The sequence below is a fragment of the Dactylosporangium siamense genome, assembly GCF_016862795.1.
GTDB classification, from domain to species: Bacteria; Actinomycetota; Actinomycetes; order Mycobacteriales; family Micromonosporaceae; genus Dactylosporangium; species Dactylosporangium siamense.
Genome location: NZ_BONQ01000214.1, coordinates 1 through 13982, shown reverse-complemented (window position 1 = coordinate 13982; position 13982 = coordinate 1). Strand labels below are relative to the sequence as shown.

Here is a 13982-nt window from a genome sequence, read left to right as displayed (position 1 = left end):
GACAGCGTCGACCCGTACGACCCGTACCAGTCGGACGCCAACGCCGACTACACCTACCAGCACGCCGGAGCCTGATCATGGCCAGCCGCCAGTACGCCACCTTCGAGGTCGCCGACCAGCTCTTCGGGCTCGACGTCGCCAAGGTGCAGGAGGTCCTCTCCTTCGACCAGTACACGCCCGTGCCGCTCGCCCCGGAGTCCGTCGGTGGGCTGTTCAACCTCCGCGGCCAGGTGATCGCCGCCGTCGACCTGCGGGTGCAGCTCGGCCTGCCGCCGCGCACCAAGAGCGCCGAACCGGCGATGAACGTGATCGTGAAGACCGACGAGGAGTCCGTCTCGCTGCTGGTCGACCGGATCGGCGAGGTCGTCACGCTCCAGGACGACACGTTCGAGCCGCCGCCGGACACCCTGCACGGGCCGAGCCGGCACCTCATCACCGGTGCGTTCAAGCTCGACGGCCGGCTGTTGCTCGCCCTCGACACCACCAAGGCCGTCAACACCAGCCAGCCCGGCACCAACCGCGAGGAATAGGTCCCCATGAACTGGTTCACCAACCGCGGGGTCCGTGCGAAGGTGCTCAGCGCCATCGCCGTCGCCGGCATCGCCATGATCGCGATGACGTTCGGCGCGCTCAAAGGGCTGAGCGACGCCAACGACACCACTCGCAAGGTCACGGCGAAGAGCGCGCAGTTCGCCGCGCTCTCCGACATCCGCGACGGCATCACCGACACGCTCAGCGCGCTGTCCGACGACAAGCGCGTCACCGCCGACAAGAACGTCATGGCGGCGATCGAGCGGTACCGGGCCGGCGCCGCGCCCGCCCGCGCCACCAAGGCCGAGACCGTCGCGACGGCGATGAAGGCGTATCAGACCGTGCGGGACGCCGAGATGATCCCCGCCGCCAACGCCGGCCGGGTCGACCTGTACGTGCAGATCGCCGCGGCCAAGGGCACCCCGCAGATCGTCAAGGCGCAGGACCTCGTCGACGAGCTGCAGGCGGCGGAGTTCGCCGAGGCCGAGCAGTGGCGCGCCGACGCGCAGAACAACTACGAGTCCAGCCGGATGATGATGATCGGCGCGGCCGTGCTCGGGCTGCTCGGCGCGTTCGGCGTCGGCCTGTGGGTGACCGCGCTGGTCGTGCGCCCGCTGCGCCGGGTCGCCGACGTGCTCGGCGCCGTTGCCGGCGGCGACCTCAGCCACCGGGTCGAGGTCACCTCCACCGACGAGGTCGGCATCATGGCCGAGGCGCTGAACAAGGCCACCGAGAGCATGCGCACCACCGTGCAGACGATGGACCACACCGCCTCGTCCCTCGCCGCGTCCGCCGGTGAGCTCACCGGCGTGAGCGCGCAGATCGCCAGCGGCACCGGCGAGGCCAGCGACCAGGCCAACCTCGTCGCCGCCGCGGCCGAACAGGTCTCCCGCAACGTGCAGACCGTCGCCGCCGGCGCCGACGAGATGGGGCTGTCGATCCGCGAGATCGCGCAGAACGCCAGCGAGGCGGCGAAGGTCGCGTCGCAGGCGGTCATGGCGGCCGAGTCGACCAACCAGGCGGTCGCCCGGCTCGGCGAGTCCTCCACGGAGATCGGCAACGTCGTCAAGGTCATCACCTCGATCGCGGAGCAGACCAACCTGCTCGCCCTCAACGCCACGATCGAGGCGGCCCGCGCGGGCGAGGCGGGCAAGGGCTTCGCGGTCGTCGCCAACGAGGTCAAGGACCTGGCGCAGGAGACCGCGCGGGCCACCGAGGACATCTCCCGGCGGGTCGAGGCGATCCAGGCGGACACCACGGGTGCGGTCGCCGCGATCGGCGAGATCAGCCAGATCATCTCGCGGATCAACGACTACCAGCTCACCATCGCCTCCGCCGTCGAGGAGCAGACGGCCACGACGAACGAGATGAACCGCAGCGTCAGCGAGGCCGCGACCGGCTCCGTCGAGATCGCCACCAACGTCTCCACGGTCGCCGCCGCCACCCAGACGACATCACTCAACGTAGCCGAGGCGCAACGCGCGGCTTCGGATCTGTCCCGCATGTCGAGCGAGATGCGCGCACTCGTCGCACGGTTCAAGATCTGACCCGGCCGGGCGGGGTACGCTCGCTGTGCCCCGCCAGCGACCCTTTTGGCTGACAGACCGGGGTGCAACTGCGTTGCAGACTAGTTGCATGTACAGCCTGGTTAGCGCCCCCGTTCTCGGCTTCGACCTCTCCCGCCTGCAGGGCGGATCGGCCGCCGCCGATGTGCTGCTCCGCGGACTCTCGCTCACTCAGAGTGACCTTGATGCGGTTGCGTCGGCCCGCGCCGACGACGACTGGGACCGTGTCGACCTGTGGCGTGACGTCGACGCCGCCGCCCAGGAGCGCCGTGCGGTGAACGCCGACGCCGGTGCGCTCGCCGTGGTCGAGCGCGCCCCGCTCGGCACCCTCGACGGGCTGCTGCACTGCCTGCGCTACGACATCCTCGACTGGACCTGGGGCAACCGCCCGGCGCAGGCCACCATGCCGACGCCGCAGGTGCGCGCCCCGCGGCAGCGCCAGAGCGAGGTCGCGAGCAAGGCCACCGGCGTGCTGTCCGACGCCGCCGCGGCCGCCTACCTGCGGGAGCTGCTGACCGACGAGTCGCGGCGCCGGCTGAGCGCTCCCTACGCCGCGGCGCTGCGGGCGCTGCCCGAGCGCGAGCACGACCTCGGCCCGCAGGCCGACGACCTGCGCCAGATGCTGCGCCGGGTCGGCTCGCTGTCCCCGGCCGAGATGCGCCAGCTCAACAAGGTCACCGACACCTCCCGCCCGGGCCTGACCGACTGGGCGCCGGCCGTGCACTCGGCGTCCTGGGCCGTCTTCCTCTCCGGCCGGGTCCGCGCCGGCGCCGCCGCGCAGCTGCTGCTGGTGCAGGCCCTGGACCGCTCCGGGGTGCCGGTCAGCGACCGGGCCGGCGGCGTGTGGAACCTGCTCAGCGGCGCCGTCCAGGCCCTCATGGTGCGCGACCTGCTGGACACCACGACGTCGCGCCGGCTGCTCGACCCGTACTTCACCGCGCTGGGGCCGCTCTCGGTCTAAGCCGACCCCAAACATCGCCCCTGTCCGGAATGCTCCGGGCAGGGGCGGTTCTTTTGGAATTTCCCTCATCGTCCCCGGAGCACCGCCGATTAGCCCGCTGGAACGTGACGGGCCTCGCTTTTTCGCCTGAGGCCCCCGGTGCTGGAGGCAAGGGCGCGTGATCTCGGTTCTGGTGGTGGACGACTCAGTCGTCGTCCGGCGTCTGATCACCGACGCGCTCAGCGACGACGCGGAGATCCGCGTGGTCGGCACCGCCCCGAACGGGAAGGTGGCGCTCACGAAGATCGAGCAGCTCCGCCCGGACCTGGTGACCCTGGACATCGAGATGCCGATCATGGACGGTCTCGAGACCCTGCGCGCGATCCGCGCCCTGTACGCCCGGCTCCCGGTCATCATGTTCAGCACGCTCACCGCGGCCGGCGCGACGGCGACCCTCGACGCGCTGTCGGCGGGGGCCAGCGACTACGTCACGAAGCCGGCCAACGTCGGCAGCGTCGCGGAGAGCATCCGGTCGGTCCGCGAGCAGATCATCCCGCGGATCCACGCCCTGTGCGGCGGTGGCCGCCGGTCCGCGCTCGCGACGCCGACCCGACCGCCCATCGGCATCGGGCCCAACATCGGGCCGAACACCCGGACGTTCGGCACCGGTCACGCCGTCGCGCCGCCCCTCGCCCGCCCTGGCGGCAACCCGCTGCCGGGTTCGGTCCGCCCACCGGTGACCGCGCCGCCCACGACCGCGCCGGCCCGCACGTCGCCGCGCGGCGACCGCGTCGAGGTCGTCACCATCGGCTGCTCGACCGGCGGGCCGGACGCACTGACCACCGTCGTGCGGGCGCTGCCGGCGAACCTGTCGGTGCCGGTGGTCGTGGTGCAGCACATGCCGCCCGTCTTCACCAAGATGTTCGCCGACCGGCTCGACCGGACCGCGGCGCTGACCGTCGTCGAGGCGACCGGCGACATGACCGTGCGGCCCGGCACGGTGTACATCGCGCCCGGCGACTTCCACCTGGAGGTGCACCGTCGCGGGACCGAGGTGGTCACGAAGCTCAACACCGGGCCGCCGGAGAACTTCTGCCGACCGGCCGTCGACGTGCTGTTCCGTTCGGTGGCGAAGACCTACGGCGGCGCCACGCTCGCGATCATCCTCACCGGGATGGGGCAGGACGGGAAACGCGGCGCCGAGCAGCTGCGCGGTGCCGGCGCGGAGATCGTCGCGCAGGACGAGGCGACCTCCGTCGTCTGGGGCATGCCCGGCGCGGTGGCGACGGCCGGCCTCGCGCACGCCGTCCTACCGCTGGGCGAGATCGCCCACCATCTCATCAGCCGTACCGCCGGTGGTCGGGGTGCGAAGTCCATGGAGGTGACCCGATGACATTGACTGCCCAGGAGTTCGCCTTCATCAGCGGCCTCGTTCGACGCGACGCGGCAATCGTGCTCGAGGCGGGCAAGGAATACCTGGTGGAGGCGAGGCTGCTGCCGCTGGCCCGGCAGTCCGGGCTGCCGAGCGTGTCGGAGTTCGTCGCGCGGGCCCAGCAGCGCCCCGAACCGGAGGTCCACCGCAAGATCGTGGACGCGCTCACGACCAACGAGACGTCGTTCTTCCGCGACGGTGAGCCGTTCAAGCAGCTCGTCGACACGGTGCTGCCGGACCTGCTGGTGCGCCGGGCGACCACCCGCTCGATCAAGGTCTGGTCGGCGGCGAGCTCCAGCGGGCAGGAGCCGTACACGATCGCGATGGTGCTGCATGACAACCTGCCGCCCGGCTGGTCCTTCGAGATCACCGGCACCGACATCTCCACCGAGATGCTCACCCGGGCCGAGGCGGGCCAGTACACCCAGCTGGAGGTCAACCGGGGACTGCCGGCGCCCCTCCTGGTGAAGCACTTCGAGCGCAGCGGCGCGCACTGGCAGGTCGCCCAGGGGCTGCGCAAGCACGTCGCGTTCCGCCGGCTCAACCTGGCGGCGCCGTTTCCCTCGATGGGGCCGTTCGACATCGTGTTCATCCGCAATGTGCTGATCTACTTCGATGTGCAGACGAAGCGGACGGTGCTGCAACGGGTCGCCGGCACGCTACGGCCCGACGGCTGGCTCTTCCTGGGCTCGGCCGAGACCACGATCGGCATCGACGACAGATTCGAACGGGTGGTCGCCGGCCGGACGTCCGCCTACAAGCTGCGGACCGCACCGAAGACCGCCGCTTCCGTGAGCGCAGTAGGAAAGGGGTGACGCCAGATGCTCACCATGGTGATCGACGATTCGCGCGCGATGCGCCTCATTTTGAAGCGGATCGTGGCACAGCTCGGCTTCGACGTGGTCGAGGCGGGCAACGGCCAAGAGGCGATGGACTACCTCACGGCCAACGTTCTCGACGGTGAGGGCGAGATCCCGGGCCTGGCGCTGGTCGACTGGAACATGCCCGAGATGAACGGGCTGGAGTTCGTGACCGCGGTCCGTGCCGAGCCCCGCCTGCGCGGGATGACGTTGATGATGGTCACGACGGAGAGCGAGCAGAGCCAGATCGTGCGGGCCCTCGCGTCGGGGGCGCACGAGTACGTGATCAAGCCGTTCACGCCGGACGCGATCATCGACAAGCTGGCACTGCTTGGCCTCGTCCCGAACGGAGTCGCAGCATGACGACGAACCCGACCGAGGATGACCTCAAGGTCATCGCCGAGCAGGTCTGGTCCTCCTACCTCGACCTCGACGGCTCCAGTCCACTGGTGCCGGTCCCCGCGGAGAAACATCAGGCCGACGTCACGGCCTCGGTCTCCGTCACCGGCGCCTGGCGCGGGCACGTCCTGGTCAGCTGCTCCGACGCGGCGTCGAAGAACGTCGCCGCCGCACTGCTGGGCATCGAGTTCGACGACGTGGCCGAGGAGGACGTCGCCGACGCCCTGGGCGAGCTCGCGAACATCATCGGCGGCAACGTGAAGAGCCTGCTGCCGGAGCCCAGCGCACTGTCACTGCCGCACGTGCACGTCGAGGGGACGCAGGGTCGCTACCCGCACGTCACCGAGGTGTGCCACCTCGACGGCACCTGGATGGACGAGTCGGTCACCGTGACCGTTCTGGAGAGCACCACCGATCTTGCTGGAGCAAGCGCATGAAGATTCTGATCGCCGACGACAGCCGGGTCATGCGGCAGATCGTGACCCGTACCCTTCGGCAGGCCGGCTATGAGGGACACGATCTGGTCGAGGCGTGTGACGGGCAGGAGGCGTTCGACAAGGCCGTCGCGGAGAAGCCGGATCTGGTGCTGTCGGACTGGAACATGCCGCACATGACCGGCGTCGAGGTCCTGCGGATGCTGCGGGCCAACGGCGACCAGGTGCCGTTCGGCTTCGTGACGTCCGAGGGCACACCGGAGATGCGGCAGGCAGCGGAGGACGCGGGCGCGCTGTTCCTTGTCACCAAGCCGTTTACAGCGGACACATTCAAGGACGCACTCGACCCAATTTTGGGATGATTTGAGCCATGTCGCATGTTCTGCCCGTTCCTAAGGCCGTCAAGGACCTCTTTGACGACCTTCTCGGCCGGCCGGTCACGGTCAACCCGGCCGAACCGCTCCGGTCCGCCGACGTCCCCAAGACCCTGGTCGCCCTCTACACCGACGAACGGTCGCAGCTGCTGGCCGTGATCGGGATGGACTTCGCGCTCACCGCCTTCGCCGGCGCCGCGATCGGTCTGATCCCGCCGGGCGGTGCGGAGGCGTGCATCGAGGACAACGAGATCTCCAAGATGATCGGCGAGAATGCCATCGAGGTGTGCAACATCCTCGCCGGCCTCCTCAACAAGGAGGGCGTCCCGCGCCTGAAGCTGTACCAGACGTTCCTGCCGGGGGAGAGCGCGCCGACCGACGCCGTGAACTGGCTCCTCGCGCTCGGGCGGCGGCTCGACCTCAAGGTCGACGTCTCCGGTTACGGCGCCGGGAAGATCTCGATCGCCCTCGCCGGCTGATCGTTGCGGCTGCGACCTTTTGTACCGGTTTTCCGGTGGTCGCAGCCGCATGATCAGCGCCGGAGCGGTTGGGTGGGCGACATCGTGCAAAAAATTGCGTAGCCATGCACTACGCTTGCGAGCATGACTCGACGACTCGCTGAGGTGGCGAAGTACGCCGGCGTGAGCGAGGCGACCGTGAGTCGGGTGCTCAACGGCAAGCCCGGCATCTCAGACGCTACCCGCACCGCTGTGCTCACCGCGCTCGACGTCCTGGGCTACGAGCGCCCGACGAAACTGCGCGGCGAGCGTGCCCGACTCGTGGGCCTCGTGCTGCCGGAACTGCAGAACCCGATCTTCCCGGCCTTCGCCGAGGTGGTCGCCGGCGCGCTGTCCAAGCGCGGCTTCACGCCGGTGCTGTGCACCCGCACCGCGGACGGTGTCTCGGAGGCCGACTACGTCGAGATGCTGCTGGACCAGCACGTGTCCGGCATCATCTTCTGCGGCGGGCTCTATCACCAGGCCGCCGCGGAGCACGAGCACTACCACCGCCTGCATGAGCGCGGCCTGCCCGCGGTGCTGGTCAACGCCGCGATCGACGACCTGGGCTTCCCGCGGGTGTCGGTCGACGACGGCCATGCGGTGGATCAGGCCTTCAACCACCTGGTCTCGCTCGGGCACAAGCGCATCGGGCTCATCCTCGGCCCGGCGGACCACGCCCCGTCCAACCGCAAGCTGACCGCCTTCGAGTCGGCCGCGCGGTTCAACGACACCGTCAACGACGAGGACGTCGAGCGCGTCATCTTCTCGATGGAGGGCGGCCGGGCCGGCGCCACGCGGCTCATCAAGCACGGCGTCACCGGCATCATCTGCGCCAGCGACGTCCAGGCGCTCGGCGCGATCCGGGCGGCGCGGCGGCTGGGTCGTGAGGTCCCCGACGACATCTCCGTGGTCGGGTTCGACGACTCCCTCTTCATGAACTGCACCGATCCGCCGCTGACCACGGTCCGCCAGCCCATCCAGGCGATGGGGCAGGCCGCGGTGACCCTCCTCGTCAGCCAGGTGGCCGGCACGCTCGTGCCGACCGAGGAGATGCTCTTCGAGCCGGAGCTGGTCGTGCGGGGCTCCACGGGCGCCCTGAAGGTCGCCGCACCCAAGCCGACGAAGGCGGCCTCCGCCGCGTAGTTCCGCAACTGCACGTCTCGCCACGACTCCTGCATGGGGTCGTGGCGAGTTTTCGTTGCGCCCGCAACGGATCCGTCGTCGCTGATCGCGACCCTTCCGGCGCGCGCTGTCAAGGGCGATCCCACCGCCCTGCACGATTTCGGGCGCTTTCGTGCAAGTCATCGGCGCATGGGAGCGGGTCCATGCAAGTAACTGCTTGTGGATCATTAAAATTTTGCAACGGCCCATGGACTTCTTGTGGCGAGTGAGCCTAATCTCTTGCCTACGCCAGGCCGAAACGCTGACGCGATGCGACGGAAACCGATCAGCAACGCACCTGAAAACACGAGTGCATACCCGGCAGCCAACCCCATGCTGCGCAACCGTGCGGAGCGGTCCAGGTAGGACGCCCCGACCCGCACCGCACGACCCGATCTATCGGCCCAGTCCGTGAAGGGCCGGATGACTCCACACCCCAAACAAGGAGCTTCGATGAAGTACTCCCGTACCAGGATGGCGATCGCCATCGCCGGTGCGCTGGCGCTCACCAGCACGCTCGTCGCGTGCGGCGACGACAAGAAGGACAGCGCCGCCGACGCCAACGCCGCCGTCACGCTGAACGTCGTGGGTCTGCTTCCGGGCGCGAAGCCCGAGGCCCAGAAGGCGCTCGCGGACGAGGTCGCGGACTTCCAGAAGGAAAACCCGAAGATCACCGTCAAGACCAAGGACTACGAGTGGAAGGCCACGACGTTCGCGGCCGACCTCGCGGGTGGCACGCTGCCGACGGTGTTCGAGATCCCCTTCACCGACGCCAAGACGCTGATCGCCAACGGCCAGATCGCGGACATGCAGTCGTCGCTGAGCACGCTGTCCTACGCCGGCAACTTCAACAAGAACCTGCTGCAGTACGGTCAGGGTCCGGACGGGCACACCTACGCCATCCCCGCGAAGAGCGTCTACGCGATCGGTCTGCACTACAACCGTGACCTGTTCACCTCCGCCGGTCTCGACCCCAACAAGCCGCCGACGACCTGGGACGAGGTCCGCTCCGCCGCCAAGGCGATCGCGACCAAGAACCCCGGCGTGGCCGGCTTCGCCCAGATGGCGAAGGACGCGACCGGTGGCTGGCAGCTGACGGTCGACACCTACGCCCGCGGCGGTCGCCTGGAGGACGGCAAGAAGGCCACCCTCACCAACGACGCGACCAAGGCCTCGCTGCAGTTCCTGAAGGACATGCGCTGGACCGACAACTCCATGGGCGCCAACTTCGACTACGACTGGACCGGCATCAACCAGGCGTTCGCCGCCGGCAAGGTCGGCATGTACACCTCGGGCCAGGACGTCTACACGAGCCTCGTGCAGACGAACAACATCAACCCGAAGCAGTACGGCCTGACGATGATCCCGCTCACGGGCAGCGACGCCGGCGTCCTCGGCGGCGGCACCATGGCGGCCGTGGCCAAGACGGCCACCGCGAACGAGAAGGCCGCGGCGGTCAAGTGGATCGACTACCACTACCTGCGCAAGTACACCAACCAGGACGCGGCCAAGAAGAACGCCGAGATCCAGGTTGCCAGCAAGCAGCCCGTGGGCACCCCTGAGCTGCCGATCTTCTCGCAGCAGCAGTACCAGACCTACCAGGACTGGATCAAGTCCTACGTCAACGTGCCGCTGGACCAGATGACCTCCTTCACCACGAAGGTCTTCGACGCCAAGCTCGTCAACGAGCCGGCCATCGCGACCCAGGACGTCTACAAGTCGCTCGACACGGTGGTCCAGGCGGTCCTGACCGACAAGAACGCCGACATCGACAAGCTCCTCACCGACGCCAACGCGAAGGCGCAGCGCGCCATCGACTCGGCCGGCTGATCCTCACCACCACCGTAAAGACCGCAAGGTGTGGGCCGCGGGAGACCGCGGCCCACACCTGGGGCTCTGCCCCGCAATCCAGGACTGGCAATGAGGACGGGAGTGATGTGCCGTGAGTGCTCCGGGCGCCCTGCGGCCGACGGGCAACCATCAGCCGGGAACGGATAGGCGGCCCCGACGGCGCAGCCTGGCCACCTGGGTCCAGCGCGGCGGGCTGAGCTCGGTCCTGTTCGCGCTGCCGGTCCTGATCATCTTCGGGGTCTTCTCGTGGTGGCCGATCGTGCGGTCGATCGTCATGAGCTTCCAGAAGACCAACCTCATCGGGACACCGACGTGGGTGGGCTGGAAGAACTTCGAGTTCGTGCTCACCGACCCCGACCTGCCCAAGGCGATCCTCAACACGCTGTACTTCGCCCTGCTGGCCCTGGTGTTCGGGTACCCGCTCCCGCTGGTGACCGCGGTGCTCATCAGCTCGGTCCGGCGCCGCAAGGGCCTGTACTCGGTGCTGGCCTACCTCCCGGTGGTGGTGCCGCCCGTCGTCGCGGTCCTGCTGTGGAAGTTCTTCTACGACGGCGCCCCGGACGGCGTGTTCAACACGATCCTCGGGTACGTCGGTCTCGGCCCGTACGCCTGGCTCTCCGACCAGTCCCTCGCCATGCCTTCCCTCGTCCTGGAAGCGACCTGGGCCGCGGCCGGCGGCACCGTGATCATCTATCTGGCCGCCCTGCTGAGCGTCCCGGACGAGTTGTACGACGCCGCCGAGGTCGACGGCGCGGGCATCTGGCGCCGGGTCTGGCACGTGAGCATGCCGCAGCTGCGCGGCGTCCTGCTCATCACGTTCATCCTGCAGATCATCGGCACGGTCCAGGTGTTCCTGGAGCCCTACCTGTTCACCGGCGGCGGCCCCGCGGGCGCCACCCTGACGGTCCTGCTGATGATCTACGACTACGCGTTCGGCCGGTCGCTGGGCGGGAACTACGGTGCGGCGACCGCCCTGTCGGTCCTGCTCGCCACGTTCCTGGCGATCCTGTCGCTGGTGTACTTCAAGCTGACGTCCGGCTGGAGCAAGTCGTGACCGGCCAGCACCAGGCCCGGGAGGGGAAGAGCACGATGACCGTCACCAATCCCACCGGGCGGCGGGACGCCGGTCTCGCCGCCGCCAGCGCGTGGGGACAGACGCCCGGCGGTGCCGGTCCGGCCGGCTCGCCGAAGGCCGTCCGGCTGCGCAAGCGCCGCAAGTCCAACTTCGAGGGCGGCCGCGGCTACGTGTCCGAGAAGGACTGGCGCACCCCGCGGGTCCGCTTCACGATGAGGACCCTGCACACGGTCCTGCTGGCGCTGCTGCTCGTGGTCGGCGTCGGGCCCATGCTGCTGCTCGCCAAGTTCGCGATCACGCCGACGCAGGACATCATCCGTACGCCGCTGGCGATCTTCCCGCACGGCGTCGCCCTGTCGAACATCTCCATCGCGTGGAACGAAGTCCAGATCAGGCTGTACTTCATGAACACGATCTGGCTCGCGATCGGGTCCTGGTTCGTGCAGATGGTCGTCGCGACCACCGGCGGCTACGTGCTGTCCGTGCTGCGACCCGCCTGGGGCAAGATCGTCAACGGCCTGGTCATCGCGACCCTGTTCGTGCCGAGCGTCGTGCTCCTCGTGCCGCTGTACCTCACGGTCCTCAACCCGCCGGTCATCGGCACGTCGCTCATCAACAACTTCCTCGCCGTCTGGCTGCCGGCCGGCGCGAGCGCCTTCAACGTCGTGCTCATGACCCGGTTCTTCGACGGGCTGCCGCGCGAGGTGTTCGAGGCCGCCAAGGTCGACGGCGCCAGCTCCTTCCGGCTGTTCTGGTCGGTCGTCCTGCCGATGTCGAAGCCGATCCTCGGCGTCGTGTCGGTGTTCGCGCTGATCACGAGCTGGAAGGACTTCCTCTGGCCGATGCTGGTGCTCAAGGACCCGACCAAGCAGCCGCTGTCAGTGCGCCTGCCCGCGATCGCGTCACAGACCGACCTCGGCGTGTTCCTCGCGGCCCTCGCGATTTCGACGCTCATCCCGGTCATCTTCTTCATCGCCTTCCAGCGGCTGTTCCTCTCCGGCGCAGGATTGGGAGGGGCCGTGAAGGGCTGAGCCCACCACCCTTCGCAGCACCCCACGCCCCCGACAGTCGCGTACAGGCAATCCGAGTGTGAGAAAGCAGGTTCCACGTGGCCGACCAACACCACCAAGCTTGGTGGCGCAGCGCCGCTATCTACCAGGTCTATCTGCGCAGTTTCGCCGACGGCAACGGCGACGGCATCGGCGACCTGGCGGGCCTGCGTTCCAGACTGCCGTACCTGGCCGGCCTGGGCGTCGACGCGATCTGGATCGTGCCGTGGTACCCGTCCCCGCTCGCCGACGGCGGCTATGACGTCGCCGACTTCCGCGCCATCGACCCGATCTTCGGCACCCTCGCGGAAGCCGAGAAGCTGATCGAGGAGGCGCACGCCGCCGGTATTCGCGTCATCTGCGACATCGTGCCCAACCACTGCTCCGACCAGCACGCCTGGTTCCAGAAGGCCCTCGCGTCGGCGCCCGGCTCACCCGAACGCGACCTCTTCTGGTTCCGCAAGGGCCGCGGCGCCGACGGCGAACAGCCGCCGACCGACCTGCAGTCCATCTTCGGCGGCCCCGCCTGGACCCGTGTCCCCGACGGCGAGTGGTACCTGCACCTCTTCGCCTCCGAGCAGCCCGACTTCAACTGGGACCACCCGGCCGTCCGCGACGAGTTCGAGGACATCGTGCGGTTCTGGCTCGACCGGGGCATCGACGGCATCCGCATCGACTCCGCCGCCGTGCTCATCAAGGACCCGCTGGTCAGCGACGTCTACGAGGACAACGAGGGCATCCACGACGTCTACCAGAGCTGGCGGCGCATCTCCAACACGTACAGCCCGCCGCGCGCCCTCATCGGCGAGGTGTGGCTGCCCGACCACGAGGCCTTCGCCCGCTACCTGGCCCCGAACGAGCTGCACACCGCCTTCAACTTCGCGTTCCTCAACGCGCCGTGGGAGGCCGCCCGGCTGCGGTACGAGATCGACATGACGCTCGAGGTGCACGCACCGGTCGCCGCGCCGGCCACGTGGGTCCTGTCGAACCACGACGTCACCCGCGAGGTCACCCGATTCGGCCGCGAGTCCACCAACTTCTCCTTCGCCGAGAAGCGCCGCGACGTGCCGTCCGACCTCGCCCTCGGCACCCGCCGGGCGCGGGCCGCCGCGCTGCTCATCATGTCGCTGCCCGGCGCGGTCTACCTGTACCAGGGCGAGGAACTGGGCCTGGAGGAGGTCGAGGACCTCGACGACGCGCTGCGCGAGGACCCGATGTTCCACCGCTCCGGCGGCACCAACCCCGGCCGCGACGGCTGCCGGGTGCCGCTGCCCTGGTCCGGCGACGCCGCGCCCTTCGGCTTCAGCCCCGCCGACGCCGCCGGCCAGCCGTGGCTGCCGCAGCCCGCCACCTGGGCCGGCAAGACCGTCACGGCGCAGGAAGGCGTCCCGGGCTCGTTCCTGGAGCTCTACCGCGACGCCCTGCGCGTCCGCCGCGCCGAACCGTCCCTCGGCGACGGCCCGATGCGCTGGCTCGACTCCACGCCGGACGTGCTGGCCTTCGCCCGCGACGACACCTTCGCCAACGTCACCAACCTCGGCACCACGCCGACCCCGCTGCCGCCGCACCGCGAGGTGCTCGTCAGCAGCGTGCCGCTCAACGACGACGGCACGCTTCCCGCGGATGCCTCAGTCTGGCTGCGGCTGTCCTGACCCACCACAGCACCCCGCAGACGCCGCCTGGAGCCTGGCGCTGGGACCCGGCCGCCACCGAGCCCAGCGCCAGCCGGCCAGGGCGGCGCCCCTGATCGCCGGGCGGTCGCACAAGTTGGCGGGTGCGACCGCCCGGTCTCGTTCTTCCGCGGCGGCCTG

14 protein-coding genes are annotated in these 13982 nt (G+C 69.3%); all 14 read left to right on the top strand.

Annotated features, from left to right (window positions below):
* Positions 1 to 77 precede the first annotated feature (77 nt).
* The 14 genes from Dsi01nite_RS56175 to Dsi01nite_RS56110 all read left to right on the top strand — a co-directional run bounded on the left by Dsi01nite_RS56175 (position 78) and on the right by Dsi01nite_RS56110 (position 13823).
* Positions 78 to 530, top strand: coding sequence for a chemotaxis protein CheW (locus Dsi01nite_RS56175; RefSeq protein WP_203854754.1), 453 nt, complete (start codon positions 78 to 80; stop codon positions 528 to 530).
* Between the two features lie 6 nt (positions 531 to 536).
* Entirely contained in the window at positions 537 to 2078 is a 1542-nt protein-coding gene (locus Dsi01nite_RS56170; RefSeq protein ID WP_203854753.1) for a methyl-accepting chemotaxis protein, read from the top strand.
* Between the two features lie 88 nt (positions 2079 to 2166).
* Positions 2167 to 3057, top strand: coding sequence for a hypothetical protein (locus Dsi01nite_RS56165; RefSeq protein ID WP_203854752.1), 891 nt, complete (start codon positions 2167 to 2169; stop codon positions 3055 to 3057).
* A gap of 157 nt (positions 3058 to 3214) precedes the next feature.
* Positions 3215 to 4429: a protein-glutamate methylesterase/protein-glutamine glutaminase gene (locus Dsi01nite_RS56160; protein ID WP_203854751.1), complete on the top strand. Its 1215-nt coding sequence runs from the start codon at positions 3215 to 3217 to the stop codon at positions 4427 to 4429.
* Entirely contained in the window at positions 4426 to 5283 is an 858-nt protein-coding gene (locus Dsi01nite_RS56155) for a CheR family methyltransferase (protein WP_203854750.1), read from the top strand. The genes Dsi01nite_RS56160 and Dsi01nite_RS56155 overlap by 4 nt, the downstream gene beginning before the upstream one ends.
* Positions 5284 to 5289: 6 nt before the next feature.
* Positions 5290 to 5691 carry a response regulator gene (locus Dsi01nite_RS56150; RefSeq protein WP_203854749.1) on the top strand — a complete coding sequence of 134 codons (402 nt, stop codon included), beginning with the start codon at positions 5290 to 5292 and terminating at the stop codon, positions 5689 to 5691.
* The gene (locus tag Dsi01nite_RS56145; protein WP_203854748.1) at positions 5688 to 6164 is read left to right on the top strand and encodes a chemotaxis protein CheX; all 477 of its coding nucleotides are present in this window, start codon (positions 5688 to 5690) and stop codon (positions 6162 to 6164) included. Before Dsi01nite_RS56150 ends, Dsi01nite_RS56145 begins: the two co-directional genes overlap by 4 nt.
* A complete protein-coding gene (locus Dsi01nite_RS56140) occupies positions 6161 to 6523 on the top strand; it encodes a response regulator (RefSeq protein ID WP_203854747.1) in 363 nt (120 codons plus the stop codon). The genes Dsi01nite_RS56145 and Dsi01nite_RS56140 overlap by 4 nt, the downstream gene beginning before the upstream one ends.
* A gap of 8 nt (positions 6524 to 6531) precedes the next feature.
* Positions 6532 to 7014, top strand: coding sequence for a hypothetical protein (locus Dsi01nite_RS56135; protein WP_203854746.1), 483 nt, complete (start codon positions 6532 to 6534; stop codon positions 7012 to 7014).
* Positions 7015 to 7137: 123 nt separating this feature from the next.
* Positions 7138 to 8178: a LacI family DNA-binding transcriptional regulator gene (locus Dsi01nite_RS56130; RefSeq protein ID WP_203854745.1), complete on the top strand. Its 1041-nt coding sequence runs from the start codon at positions 7138 to 7140 to the stop codon at positions 8176 to 8178.
* A gap of 471 nt (positions 8179 to 8649) precedes the next feature.
* A complete protein-coding gene (locus Dsi01nite_RS56125) occupies positions 8650 to 10026 on the top strand; it encodes an extracellular solute-binding protein (RefSeq protein ID WP_203854744.1) in 1377 nt (458 codons plus the stop codon).
* A gap of 112 nt (positions 10027 to 10138) precedes the next feature.
* Positions 10139 to 11101: a carbohydrate ABC transporter permease gene (locus tag Dsi01nite_RS56120; protein ID WP_203854743.1), complete on the top strand. Its 963-nt coding sequence runs from the start codon at positions 10139 to 10141 to the stop codon at positions 11099 to 11101.
* Entirely contained in the window at positions 11098 to 12153 is a 1056-nt protein-coding gene (locus Dsi01nite_RS56115) for a carbohydrate ABC transporter permease (RefSeq protein WP_203854742.1), read from the top strand. Before Dsi01nite_RS56120 ends, Dsi01nite_RS56115 begins: the two co-directional genes overlap by 4 nt.
* A 77-nt stretch (positions 12154 to 12230) precedes the next feature.
* A complete protein-coding gene (locus tag Dsi01nite_RS56110; RefSeq protein WP_203854741.1) occupies positions 12231 to 13823 on the top strand; it encodes a glycoside hydrolase family 13 protein in 1593 nt (530 codons plus the stop codon).
* Positions 13824 to 13982 lie beyond the last annotated feature (159 nt).

Coding starts and splice junctions, on each gene's coding strand:
- Dsi01nite_RS56175 (WP_203854754.1), top strand. CDS start 78: ATGGCCAGCCGCCAGTACGCCACCTTCGAGGTCGCCGACCAGCTCTTC.
- Dsi01nite_RS56170 (WP_203854753.1), top strand. CDS start 537: ATGAACTGGTTCACCAACCGCGGGGTCCGTGCGAAGGTGCTCAGCGCC.
- Dsi01nite_RS56165 (WP_203854752.1), top strand. CDS start 2,167: ATGTACAGCCTGGTTAGCGCCCCCGTTCTCGGCTTCGACCTCTCCCGC.
- Dsi01nite_RS56155 (WP_203854750.1), top strand. CDS start 4,426: ATGACATTGACTGCCCAGGAGTTCGCCTTCATCAGCGGCCTCGTTCGA.
- Dsi01nite_RS56150 (WP_203854749.1), top strand. CDS start 5,290: ATGCTCACCATGGTGATCGACGATTCGCGCGCGATGCGCCTCATTTTG.
- Dsi01nite_RS56145 (WP_203854748.1), top strand. CDS start 5,688: ATGACGACGAACCCGACCGAGGATGACCTCAAGGTCATCGCCGAGCAG.
- Dsi01nite_RS56140 (WP_203854747.1), top strand. CDS start 6,161: ATGAAGATTCTGATCGCCGACGACAGCCGGGTCATGCGGCAGATCGTG.
- Dsi01nite_RS56135 (WP_203854746.1), top strand. CDS start 6,532: ATGTCGCATGTTCTGCCCGTTCCTAAGGCCGTCAAGGACCTCTTTGAC.
- Dsi01nite_RS56130 (WP_203854745.1), top strand. CDS start 7,138: ATGACTCGACGACTCGCTGAGGTGGCGAAGTACGCCGGCGTGAGCGAG.
- Dsi01nite_RS56125 (WP_203854744.1), top strand. CDS start 8,650: ATGAAGTACTCCCGTACCAGGATGGCGATCGCCATCGCCGGTGCGCTG.